At 73.3% G+C, this 11964-nt stretch carries 10 protein-coding genes; 9 read left to right on the top strand and 1 reads right to left on the bottom strand.

All coding sequences use genetic code 11. The features are described from left to right. Positions 1–53 precede the first annotated feature (53 nt). Positions 54–2456: a glycogen debranching protein GlgX gene (gene glgX, locus MHY49_RS00225; RefSeq protein WP_239201507.1), complete on the bottom strand. Its 2403-nt coding sequence runs from the start codon at positions 2454–2456 to the stop codon at positions 54–56. A gap of 237 nt (positions 2457–2693) precedes the next feature. Here glgX and MHY49_RS00220 point away from each other — a divergent pair, with 237 nt between their 5' ends. The 9 genes from MHY49_RS00220 to MHY49_RS00180 all read left to right on the top strand — a co-directional run bounded on the left by MHY49_RS00220 (position 2694) and on the right by MHY49_RS00180 (position 11912). Next, complete coding sequence (locus MHY49_RS00220) at positions 2694–3755, top strand: AAA family ATPase (RefSeq protein WP_370645920.1); 1062 nt, start codon at positions 2694–2696, stop codon at positions 3753–3755. Positions 3756–3768: 13 nt separating this feature from the next. Then, the gene (locus MHY49_RS00215) at positions 3769–4665 is read left to right on the top strand and encodes a DUF58 domain-containing protein (RefSeq protein ID WP_239201502.1); all 897 of its coding nucleotides are present in this window, start codon (positions 3769–3771) and stop codon (positions 4663–4665) included. After that, on the top strand, positions 4652–5161 hold the full coding sequence (locus tag MHY49_RS00210) for a hypothetical protein (protein WP_239201495.1): 510 nt from the start codon (positions 4652–4654) through the stop codon (positions 5159–5161). The genes MHY49_RS00215 and MHY49_RS00210 overlap by 14 nt, the downstream gene beginning before the upstream one ends. After that, positions 5152–6174, top strand: a complete 1023-nt coding sequence (locus MHY49_RS00205; RefSeq protein WP_200500966.1) for a vWA domain-containing protein — start codon at positions 5152–5154, stop codon at positions 6172–6174. The genes MHY49_RS00210 and MHY49_RS00205 overlap by 10 nt, the downstream gene beginning before the upstream one ends. Before the next feature lie 15 nt (positions 6175–6189). Further along, positions 6190–7233 carry a VWA domain-containing protein gene (locus MHY49_RS00200; RefSeq protein ID WP_239201493.1) on the top strand — a complete coding sequence of 348 codons (1044 nt, stop codon included), beginning with the start codon at positions 6190–6192 and terminating at the stop codon, positions 7231–7233. Then, positions 7230–8309 (top strand): hypothetical protein, encoded by a 1080-nt coding sequence (locus MHY49_RS00195; protein ID WP_239201490.1) that lies wholly within the window; start codon positions 7230–7232, stop codon positions 8307–8309. The genes MHY49_RS00200 and MHY49_RS00195 overlap by 4 nt, the downstream gene beginning before the upstream one ends. Continuing rightward, positions 8287–9477 (top strand): cysteine desulfurase family protein, encoded by a 1191-nt coding sequence (locus MHY49_RS00190; RefSeq protein WP_239201486.1) that lies wholly within the window; start codon positions 8287–8289, stop codon positions 9475–9477. The genes MHY49_RS00195 and MHY49_RS00190 overlap by 23 nt, the downstream gene beginning before the upstream one ends. Positions 9478–9582: 105 nt before the next feature. Further along, entirely contained in the window at positions 9583–10662 is a 1080-nt protein-coding gene (gene mnmA, locus MHY49_RS00185) for a tRNA 2-thiouridine(34) synthase MnmA (protein ID WP_239201475.1), read from the top strand. A gap of 26 nt (positions 10663–10688) precedes the next feature. Then, positions 10689–11912, top strand: coding sequence for a hypothetical protein (locus tag MHY49_RS00180; protein ID WP_239201473.1), 1224 nt, complete (start codon positions 10689–10691; stop codon positions 11910–11912). Positions 11913–11964 lie beyond the last annotated feature (52 nt).

Below are 11964 nucleotides of genomic sequence, written 5' to 3'. Positions count from 1 at the left end.
TCGTGCACGGGGTCTCGCGAGGTGACGACGGTCTCACAGGGCCGCCGGTGGACTCACGATAGCCGCTCGTCGGGATGCCCGTCTCCCGCGATCGCGAGGACGAGGACGGAGGCCCCGCGCACGTGCGTGCGGCCCTCGCGCACCCGTCCCTCCTCGCCGCCCGCGAGCAGCGCGGCGGGGTCCTCGACCGCGCTGTCGAACAGCACGCGGACGTCGCCGTCCAGCCACGGCTCACGGGGCAGGGCCACCTCGAGGTCCGCCTCGTCGGCGGAGAGGATCACGAGCAGATGGTCGGCGCGAGCGGTCCCGTCGGCCCGATGGGCTCCGTCGCCCGCGTCGATCCCGCCGGTCCCGCCCGCGTCGTCCGTCCCGCCGGGGAGCAGCATCTGCAGCACGTGCCGGCCGGGATCCTGCCAGGGCTCGTGGTCCATGCCCTCGCCGTGCTCGTCGTACCAGCCGGCCTGCCCGGGTCCCGGACGGCGGGGGTCGAGCGGGCGCAGGTAGCGGGCCGCTCGCAGCTGCGGGAAGCGGGCGCGGATCGCGAGGAGAGCGCGGACCGCCTCGATCCGCCCCGGGCGCTGCGCGACCAGGGACCAGTCGACCCAGGAGATCTCGTTGTCCTGGCAGTAGGCGTTGTTGTTGCCGCGCTGGGTGCGTCCGAACTCGTCGCCCGCGGTGAGCATGGGCGTGCCCGCGGCCAGCAGCAGGCTCGCGAGCAGCGCGCGTGCACTGCGTTCGCGACGCGCCTCGAGGGCCGCGGCGCCGGGGTCGTCCGCGGGCGGCGGACCCTCGTGGCCGTGGTTCCACGAGCGGTTGTCGGCGGTGCCGTCGCGTCCGGCCTCGCCGTTGGCCTCGTTGTGCCTCTCGTCGTAGCTCACGAGGTCCTGGAGGGTGAAGCCGTCGTGCGCGGTGACGAAATTGACCGAGGCCCAGGGAGCGCGCAGGCTGCGGCCCGCGGGCAGATCGGCGGGGTCCCGGGCGGCCATCACGTCGCGGGAGCCGGCCAGGCGGCTCGCGAGATCGCGCACGCCGCTGCCCCCGGCCTCGCCCTCGCGCTCGCGCGCCGCCCTGTCCGTGAGCCAGAAGGACCGCAGGTCGTCGCGGAAGGCGTCGTTCCATTCGGCGAAGGGGGCGGGGAAGGCGCCGGTCTGCCATCCGCCTCCTCCCACGTCCCAGGGCTCGGCGATGAGCTTGGTGCCGCGCAGCACCGGATCCAGGGTGATCGCCCGCAGCAGGGCGTGGTCGGGTCGGAAACCGGAGGAGTCGCGCCCCAGGGTCGCCGCGAGGTCGAAGCGGAAGCCGTCGACCCCCATGTCGAGGATCCAGTGGCGGAGGGACTCGAGCACGAGGTCCACGACGGCGGGGGAGCGCGGGTCGAGGGTCGCACCGGTGCCGGTGACGTCCACGAAGGCGCCGCCGTCCATCCAGTAGTGCTCGCTCGCATCGAGCCCGCGCAGGCTCAGGGAGGGCCCGCCGAAGCCGCCCTCGGCGGTGTGGTTGAAGACGACGTCGAGGATGACCTCGAGGCCCGCGGCGTGGAGGGCGCGGACCATCGCGCGCACCTCCTCGAGCACGGCGAGCGGCCCCTGGTGACGGGCGGCGGCGCTCGCGTACGCGGGATTCGGCGCGAGGTAGGAGAGCGTCGAGTAGCCCCAGTAGTTGGTGAGGCCGCGCCGCGTGAGGTGCGGCTCGTCCATGGCCGCGTGGATCGGCAGCAGCTCCACCGCGGTGACGCCCAGCCCGCTGAGGTACGAGGTGACGGCGGGATGCGCGAGACCCGCGTAGGTGCCGCGCAGCTCGGGCGGGACGTCGGGGTGCAGCTGGGTGAACCCTTTGACGTGCAGCTCGCAGACCACCGTGTCCGACCAGGGGGTGCGGGGCGGCGCGGCCGACGGGTCGGAATCTGCCGACGGGTCGGAACCGGCCGATGGGCGGGGGCCGTCGGCGGCCCTCTGCTCCGGGCCGCCCGCGACGACGGACCACACGGCCACGTCGGCATCGTCGGTCTCGTTGCGCCGCAGGGGCGAGATCGGGTCGAGCATCGCGTCGACCTCGTGGGGGAACATCCCGGAGGCGAGCGGGGAGGCGTGCGAGACGGCGCGGGCGCGCGGATCCAGGAGCAGCTTCGCGGGATTGAACCAGGCGCCGCGCTCGGGATCCCACGGCCCGTGCGCGCGCAGGCCATAGAGAGTGCCGGGCACCATGGCCGCGACCTCGTCCCAGTGCAGTCCGCCGTCGATGTGGCGCAGCGTCGTGCGCTCCTCGCGGAAGCGTCCGCCGCCCAGATCGCGGCGCACGCACAGCTCGACCCTCTCGGCGCGCGGCGCGACCACGGCGAAGGTCCCGTGCCCTCCGGCATCGACCTGCAGGCCGGGCCGCGTGGGCGGGGACGGGGCACGGCGCGGCGCGCGGACGGCGCCGGGACCGCCGGGACCGGTGAGCGGGGGATGGGGCATCGTCGCATTCTTCCACCGCGGGCACACCGCCCCGAGCACGACACGAGCGGCCTGCGCACCCGTCCGGGGCGCCCCGCGAACAGGACCGGGGCGCGGGGCCCGGAGAGGTTAGGATCGTCGGGGCGCCGGGCACGGCCCGTCGTCCCCAGGCAGCACCAGCAGCGCGTCGGCCGCACCGGGCGTGCCGACTGCCGCACGATCCGCACGCAGCACCACGCGACGGGAGCACCCCCGCAGATGACCCAGCAGCCTCAGGAATCCCCCGGGCGTCCCGCCCCCGGCCGCTCAGGCGCCGCCTTCGCCCCTGCGCAGCCCGCGATCCCTCCGGCGAGCATGGAGCGTGCGGGGAGCATCGTCCGCAGCATCACCCAGGTCTTCCAGTCCCGCGTGGTGGGCCAGGAGAACCTGCGCCGCACCCTGCTGGCGGCGCTCGCCGCGGGCGGCCACGTGCTGCTCGAGTCCGTGCCGGGCCTCGCGAAGACGACCGCGGCCTCCGCGCTCGCCTCCGGCATCTCGGGCTCCTTCTCCCGCATCCAGTGCACGCCGGACCTGATGCCCAACGACATCATCGGCACCCAGATCTTCAACTACGGATCGGGCACCTTCACCACCCAGCTGGGTCCGGTCCACGCGAACGTCGTCCTGCTGGACGAGATCAACCGCTCGAGCGCCAAGACCCAGTCGGCGATGCTCGAGGCGATGCAGGAGCGCCAGACCTCCATCGGCGGCGAGGTCTACCCGCTGCCCGAGCCGTTCATGGTGCTCGCGACCCAGAACCCCATCGAGGAGGAGGGCACCTACGTCCTCCCCGAGGCGCAGATGGACCGCTTCCTCATGAAGGAGGTCCTCACCTACCCGCGCCCCGCAGAGGAGCACGAGATCCTCGACCGCTCCACGAGCGGCACCCTCACCGCGCCCCGCCAGGCGGCGCAGACCGTCGGCCTCGAGGACATCCGGTTCCTCCAGGAGATGGTCGACCAGGTGTACGTCGACCAGAGCGTCAAGCGCTACATCATCGACCTCGTCTTCACGACCCGCGGCTCCGGCCCGCGCCCGGTCGCGAACCTCACCCAGAGCGTGCGGGTGGGGGCGAGCCCCCGCGGCTCCCTCGCGCTGATGCGCGTCGCCCAGGCGAACGCCCTCCTCCACGGGCGCGACTACGTCACCCCGGACGACGTGCGCGCCATGCGCTACGCGGTGCTGCGCCACCGCCTCGTGCTCACCTTCGACGCCCTCGCGGGCGGCGTGACCCCCGAGCAGATCATCGACGCGGTCTTCCACGCCGTGCCGATGCCCTGAGCGGGATCCGCTGATGGCGACCTCCCTGCTCACCCGCGTCAAGGCGCGCGTGGACCTGCACACCGGACGCCGCGCCCGCGGCATCGTCCAGGGGCGCGGCCGCTCGGTGTTCAAGGGCAGCGGCGAGGACTTCGACGACCTGAAGTACTACCAGCCGGGCGATCGCATCTCCGACATCGACTGGAAGGCGACGGCGCGCTCGGGAGAGCCGCTGATCCGCCAGTTCAACGAGGAGCGGGTGCGGCACCTCTCGATCGTCGCCGACACCTCCTCGGCGATGGCGACCCTCGCGGCCGACGGCACCTCCAAGCGCGACGCCATGGTGACCGCCGCGGGCCTCGTGTGCTTCCTCGCCCAGAACAACGGCGACCTCGTGGGCCTCGTCGGCGGCTCCGAGTCCCGGCCGGTGCAGCTGCCCTCCCGCTCGAGCGACGGGCACCTCGAACTGCTCCTGCGCACCGTCCAGCAGTCCACGACCGCCGGATCCCGCCCGTCGGACGTCTCCTGGCTGCTCGAGCGGGCCTTCCGCGTCACCCGCCGCTCGACCCTGATGACGATCATCACCGACGAGGCGCACCCCGGCCCCGAGGACCACTCCCTGCTGCGGCGCCTGTCCACCCGGCACGACGTCATGGTCATCCGCATCGGCGACGCCGACCCGCTGCAGGCGGGCGACCTCGACCACGAGGTCGTCGACGTCGAATCGCCCCGGGAGATCTCCGAGCTCGCCCGCGTCTCCACGAAGGTGGCCCGGGACGTCGAGAGCTACCGCCGCGCCCGCCGCGAGGCGACCACCGAGATGCTCGACAGCCTGCACCTCACCCACTTGCTCACGGCCGGCGACAGCACCGTCGTGGACGACATGATCGCCATGCTACGGGAGAGGGAGTACCGCCATGCCCGCGCATGACCTCACGGTGCTCGCCGATCCCACGCCGAGCCCGTCGCCCGCGACGATCATCGATCCGCCCCAGTACTCGATCGCCTGGCTGATCCTGGCCGTGCTGTGCGTGATCGTCATCGTCGCGATCATCGTGGGCGTGCTGCGGATCTCCCGCGCCGTCGTCTCCCGCCGCGCCTACCGCCGGCGGCCCGACGAGCCCGAATCGCTCAAGGCCGAGTTCCTGCGCTCCGTCAACGACATCGCGGCGCGCCACGAGGACGGCGCGATCGACGAGCGCACCGGCCACCTCGAGCTCACCGCCGTGATGCGCCGTTTCGTGCGCCGCACCACCGGGCACGACGTCACCAGCCAGGACGTCGCCACCCTCATCGCCGACCCCCGGACACGGGACGTCGGCGAGCTCATCGCCCGCCTCTACGAGCCGGACTTCGCGCCGTCGAGCGACGTCGACCTCGAGGGCTCCGTGCACCGCGCGCGGGAGGTGATCCGCCGATGGTCATGACGCTGTGGTGGGTGGCCTGCCTGCTCCTGGTCGCCGGGATCGTGGTCTGGGCGATCACCTTCTGGAACCGCCGCTCGATGCACCGGGCGCCCGTGCTCGTCGCGAACTCCTCGTTCCTCGAGCGGATCCCGAGCTTCGTGCGCAGCCAGCGCCTCGCACGCGTGCTGCGCGTGGTGCAGGTGGGCGTCGCCGTGCTGGGCCTGCTCGCCGCCGCCCTGCTCTCCGGCCGGATCGCCACCGAGCGCGTGCAGACCCCCGAGTTCGCCGATCGCGACATCGTGCTGTGCCTGGACGTCTCCGGCTCGATGTACGAGTACGACACGGAGATCCTGCAGACCTTCGCCTCGATGGTCGACGACTTCCACGGCGAGCGGATCGCGCTGTCGATCTTCAACTCGACGTCCCGCACCGTCTTCCCGCTCACCGACGACTACGACCTCGTCGAGCGCGAGCTCAGCGAGGGGGCCGAGGCGATCGACTTCGACGAGTTCGGCTACCGCCTGGGCAGCCGCGACTACCCGCAGGACAAGGTCGAGAAGTACGCGGACTTCGTCGAGGGCACGCGCGGCCTCGACGACCAGGCCTCGATCGTGCCCGACGGCCTCGCCTCGTGCGGTCAGCTGTTCGACCATGCCGAGACGGACCGCAGCCGCTCGATCATCTTCGCGACCGACAACGAGGTCAACGGCGACCCGATCTACTCCCTCGACGAGGCCGCCAAGACCATCGAGGACCGCGACATCGATCTGTACACGTTCTACCCGGGCGCCTACGAGTGCTCCGAGGAGTGCTTCGACGAGCTCCAGAAGGTCACCGAGGACCACGGCGGCACGCTCTACCAGTCCTCGGACCCGAACGCGATCCCCTCGATCATCCGGGAGATCCAGCAGACCCAGGCCCAGAAGATGGGAGCCGAGCCCACCCTCATCCGCACCGATCATCCGCTGTTCGCCTTCGTGCTCACGCTCATCGCCCTCGCCGGGGTGCTGATCGTGGGCTGGCGCAACCGCTGAGAGACGGAGGAGAGCATGCATCTGGAGCATCTGATCCCGCTGTGGGCCACGATCCTCGTCTTCGTCCCGCTGCTCGCGCTCGCGGTCGTGATGATGGTGCGCCGCCCGCGACAGCGCTGGGCGTGGCTGCGGCGCGCGCTGATGGTCGCGCTGCTCGCGGTGGTCGCCCTGCGCCCCGCGACGTACACGGAGGCCGAGCAGACCCAGCGCATGAACGCGAACGTGTTCTTCGTCGTGGACCGCACCGGCTCCATGAACGCCGAGGACTACGCGGAGGGCCAGCCCCGTCTCGACGGCGTCAAGCACGACATGGAGCAGATCATGTCCGAGACCCAGGGGTCCCGCTACTCGATCATCTCCTTCGACTCGACCGCCGCCTCCCAGCTGCCGCTGACCACCGATGCGGGCGCCGCGAAGGCCTGGATCAACACCCTCGCCACCGAGTCCACCGCCCAGTCCAAGGGCTCGAACGTGGACCGCCCGCTCGCGACCCTCACGAAGGCCCTCTCCGACGCGCAGACCGACGACCCGGACTCGTACTCCCTCGTCTACTTCCTCAGCGACGGCGAGAACACCGACGACCGCGACGCGGAGCCCTTCGACCAGCTGAAGCCGATGATCGACGGCGGCGCGGTGCTCGGCTACGGCACCAGCGAGGGCGGGCCGATGAAGGCCTCGGGCGCCGGCACGCACGGCGAGTACATCACCGACTCCTCGGGCGCGAAGGGCATCTCCCGCATCGACGAGGACCAGCTGAAGACCATCGCGCAGCAGATGGGCGTCCCGTACCTGCACCGCACCGATCCCGAGGCCCCGATCGAGGGCACGATGGAGGGCATCACCCTCAAGCCCATCCCCATCGAGTCCCGCCGTGACGTGGCGAGCTTCCGCGACTGGTACTGGGTGGCGGCGATACCGCTGGCCGCCCTGTTCATCTGGGAGCTGGGGGAGATGACGTATCGTCTGCCGCGTCGGCGCGATCACAGTGAGCTGCTCGCCGCGACCGGTGCGGGATCCGCCGGTCCGGGCGATCCCCCGGGAGAAGGAGGCAGGTCATGAGCTCGACCCTCACCCCTCCTCCGCCCGCGCCGCCCGGCGCCTCCGGTCCGTCGGGCCCGTCGGGTCCCTCCGACCCCACCGGACCCTCGGCCGCGAGCCCGTCCCCGCAGGACGGGGCGGCCGATGACGGCGCGCGGCCGCTCGCCGAGGCCGAGCCCCGTCGGCCCCAGGACTTCGGGCTCGACGTGCGGCTGCTGCGCCGGATCCGGCTCATCGCCTTCGCGATCCTCGGCATCCCGCTGCTGATCCTCGCGCTGCTCGCCGTCCGCTTCGTCTCCATGCCTCTCACCCAGGCATGGCACGACGGCGCCTACGGCGACGGGTCCTTCGCCCGGGCGAGCGAGCGGCTGTGGCCCGTGCAGAAGGCCAACTGGTTCGAGCCCTACCTCCCGCACCTCACCAAGGGCACGGACCTGCTCCAGCAGGACAAGAACGCCGAGGCCGAGACCGAGCTGCGCCTGGCGCTGAAGGACTGGCAGGCGGGCAAGGACCTCAACCAGCCGCCCCACGCCCAGTGCAAGATCCTCAACAACCTCGCGATCTCCATCGAGCGCCAGGCGAACGAGATCGATGACGCCGGCGACCGCGCCGACCGCCTCTACGAGGCCGAGCAGCTGCTCGCCCCCTGCGCCGGCGGCGGAGGAGGCGGCGACGGCGAGGGCCAGGGCGGCGGAGGCCAGGGCGAGGACCAGCAGGGCGAGGGCGAGGGCTCGGGCAACGAGGACAAGGGCACCACCGGCGACAACGGCAAGCGCATCGAGGACGAGCGTCGCTCGTCCGACAAGGAGGCCGGCAACGACCCGGACGCCCGCGACAAGGGCCAGGAGGGTGACGACCAGGGCCAGGGCGAGGACCAGGGCGATCAGGACGGGCAGGGCAGTGCGCCCAAGGACCCGGGCGACCCCAAGAAGGAGGACCCGAAGGGCGACGGTCCCGACGAGGAGGCCCCCACGCAGGGCGACGCGGAGGACCAGAAGAAGGCCGAGGACCTCGAGAAGCGCAACGGAGACGCGAACTCGGGCGACGGCGAGGATTCGGACGACGGAGCGAGCAGTGACCCCAGCCAGCCCTGGTGAGCACGGCACGCCGCCGCGCGTCTACATCGACCACGCGGCCACGGCGCCCCTCCGGCCCGAGGCCCGCGACGCCTTCCTGGACGCCTCCGCCCTGCCGGGGAACCCGACCTCCCGCCACGGCTCCGGCCGCCACGCCCGCGGCGTCCTCGACGACGCCCTCGACTCCCTCGCGACCTCGCTCGACGTCCCGGTGTCCTGGCTGACCCTGACCTCCGGCGGGACCGAGGCCGACAACCTCGCCGTGCGCGGCGCGGCCCTCGCCGCCCAGGCGGCCGATCCGTCCCGCCGGGCCGTCGCGGTCTGCGCGACCGACCATCCCGCGGTGCTCGAGACCGCCCGCTCCCTGGCCCCCGGCATCGAGGCCCGCGAGATCCCCGTGGACCGCGACGGCCTGCTGGACCTCGAGGCGCTGCGGGAAGCCCTCGCCCCGGGCGACGTGAGCGTGGTGAGCGTCGCCCTCGTGAACAACGAGACCGGCGTGGTCCAGGACCTCGCGGCGGTCACCGGGATCGCCCACGCCGCCGGCGCCCTCGTCCACACCGACGCCGTGCAGGCCACGAGTCATGTCGAGCTGCCCGTGCGCACGGTGGACATGCTGAGCCTGACCGGCCACAAGATCGGCGCCCCCGTGGGCGTGGGCCTGCTGGTGGTGCGCCCCGACATCCCCTTCGTCGCGGGCCTCACCGGCGGCGGGCAGCAGCGCGGCGTGCGCCCGGGCACGCTCGACGCCCCGCACACCGCATCGCTCGCCGCCGCGCTCGCACGCACCCTCGCGGACCGGGAGGCGGAGTCGGCGCGACTGGGGGAGATGGCGCAGCGCCTGCGCACGGGCATCCGGGAGATCGCTCCGGACGCCGTGCTCACCGCCGAGGCCGCCCCGCGCAGCCCGCACGTGGTGCACGTGCTGCTGCCCGGATGCGACCAGGACGCCCTGCTGCTCATGCTCGACCAGCAGGGGATCGACGCCTCGGCGGGCTCCGCGTGCTCAGCGGGTGTGACCCAGGCCAGCCATGTGCTGACCGCGATGGGCGTCGAGCCCGATCTCGCACGCGGCGCCCTGCGGCTCTCGCTGGGCTGGTCGAGCCGCGAGGACGACGTGGACCGCGTGCTCGCCGCCCTGCCCGAGGCCATCGAGCGGGCGCGGGCCGTCGGCGCGCTCGTGCGGTGAGCAAGCGCTCGTCGAGCGATTCCCTGTCCGCATCCGGCGCTTCGTAGACTGGTGCGGCCGCGCGTCCCGGATCCGCGCGGCATCCGAGCAGGAGGCGAGGTCCCCATGAAGGTGCTGGCAGCGATGAGCGGCGGCGTCGATTCCGCCGTCGCGGCCGCGCGCGCCCACGAGGCGGGCCACGACGTGGTCGGCGTCCACATGGCGCTGTCCAAGAACCGGGCCGAGACCCGCACCGGATCGCGCGGATGCTGCACCGTCGAGGACGCGGCCGACGCCCGCCGCGCCGCCGAGCGCATCGGCATCCCCTTCTACGTCTGGGACCTCTCCGACGACTTCCACGACCTGGTCGTCTCGGACTTCCTGGCCGAGTACGCGGCCGGCCGCACCCCGAACCCGTGCGTGCGCTGCAACGAGCACATCAAGTTCGCGACCCTCATGGAGCGCGCCCGCGCCCTCGGCTTCGACGCCGTGTGCACCGGCCACTACGCGGACGTGCGCGCGGACGGCCCGGACGGCGCCCCCTCGCTGCACCGCGCCCGCAACCTCCCCAAGGACCAGTCCTACGTGCTCGCCGTCATGGGCCCCGAGGCCGTCTCCCGCGCCGTGTTCCCCCTCGGAGCGTTCGAGGACAAGGAGGCCGTGCGCGCCGAGGCCCGTGCGCGCCGACTGGGCGTGTCCACGAAGCCCGACAGCTACGACATCTGCTTCATCGCCGACGGCGACACCCGCGGCTTCCTCGAGCGCAGCCTCGGCGAGGCCCCGGGCGAGGTGGTCGACGCCGACGGCACCGTGCTGGGCACCCACCGCGGCACCTTCGGGTTCACCGTGGGCCAGCGCAAGGGACTGGGCCTGGACCGCCCCGCGGCCGACGGTGCCCCGCGCTACGTCCTCGACGTGAAGCCCGAGACCCGGCAGGTCGTGGTCGGCGCGGCCGAGCTGCTCTCGACCACCCTGCTCGAGGCCTCCGCGCCGATCCCCTTCGAGCCGCTCGCCCCCGGCCGCGAGGTGAGCGCCCAGATCCGCGCCCACGGCGAGGCCCTGCCCGGCATCATCGAGCGGGCCGACGACATGCTCAGCGTGCGCCTCAGCTCCCCGGTGCGCGGCGTCGCCCCCGGGCAGACCCTCGTGCTGTACGACGGGGACCGCGTGATCGCCTCGGCGACCCTCGAGCGCCGCGCCGCATGACGGAGGGCTGCATGAGTGAGGGCCGCATGACGGAACAGCGCGCGGCGGGCGACGGCACCACGGGCGCCGATCCGCTCGTGACGATCACGGGCGACGGGACGTGGCAGGTGCCGACCGGCCAGGAGACGACCGGGCAGATGCTGACCGGGCAGGTGCTGACCGGGGCGACCGGCAGCCGGGACGCGCGCACGTCCGGCGGCGCCTCCGATCTCGCGGATGGCGATGCGGACCGCCTGCTCGCCCTCACCCGTCTGCGGGGCCTGCTCGGCGACGACCTCGAGGAGCAGATCGCCACGCGCCTGTTCCTGCCCGCGGCGCTCGGCACCGAGGGCGCCGACCAGCTGCTCCCGCAATCGCTCACCCTGCTCGCCGGCACCACGGGCGACCTCGCGAGCTACGGATGGCGGATCGGGCCGGGCAGCTCGCGCACCTGGCGTCGCGCCCAGGAGCTGCGCGAGCGCCTCCTCGAGGCCGCCCGCATCGCCCTGCACGGGTACGAGGGCGACCTCGTCGTCACCACGCTGGGCCCGCTCACCCTCGCCGCCGCGACCTTCCTCGGCTCGGGCGAGCGCACCCTCGCCGACCGCGGCGCCCAGCGCGACCTCCCGCACCTGCTCGCCGAGGGCATCGCCGAGCACCTCGACGCGGTGCGCAGCCACGTGCCTGGCGCCCGGCCGCGCCTGCTGATCCGCGACGGCGCCGCCCTCGCGCTGGCATACGGCGCGATCCCCACGCCCTCGGAGTACCGCCGCTACCCGGCGCTGCCCGTTCCCGACATCGGCGAGGTCTGGCGCACCCTGCTCGAGGACCTCCGGTCCGGAGCCGGGCTCGATGCCCAGGACGTGACCCTCGCGCCCAGCAGCGACACGGCACTGCTGCGCGCCGCCCGCACCGCCGGCGCCACCCGGCTCGCGCTCTCCCCGGCGGGCTTCTCCTCCTGGGAGCTGCTCGCCGAGCTGCGCGAGGCCGGAGTCGGCATCGAGCTCGTCGTGGATCCCGCCGGCCCGCAGCGCCTCGAGGCGCAGCTCGGGTCCGTCACCCGCAGCTGGCGGGAGCTCGGCTTCGGTCCGCGCGACCTCGCCGGCTTCACGTGGCTCGCCCATCGGCCGGATCGGACCGTCGGCCCCGCCCTGCCCGGCGGCGGCACAGACCCGTCGGCCGAGCCCTCCCGCGCGTCCCTCCTGGACGAGACCGACGTGAAGACCCTGCTGCGCGCGGCGCCGGCCTGGGCCGAGCGCATCGCGGTCTGAGCGCACCGGGCTCTGCGTACGGGGCTCTGTGCGCGGGCTGAAGGGGTTATCG

It is taken from the genome of Brachybacterium sp. ACRRE, from assembly GCF_022346485.1.
Classification (GTDB): domain Bacteria; phylum Actinomycetota; class Actinomycetes; order Actinomycetales; family Dermabacteraceae; genus Brachybacterium; species Brachybacterium halotolerans.
This window is presented reverse-complemented; position numbering and strand designations above follow the sequence as displayed.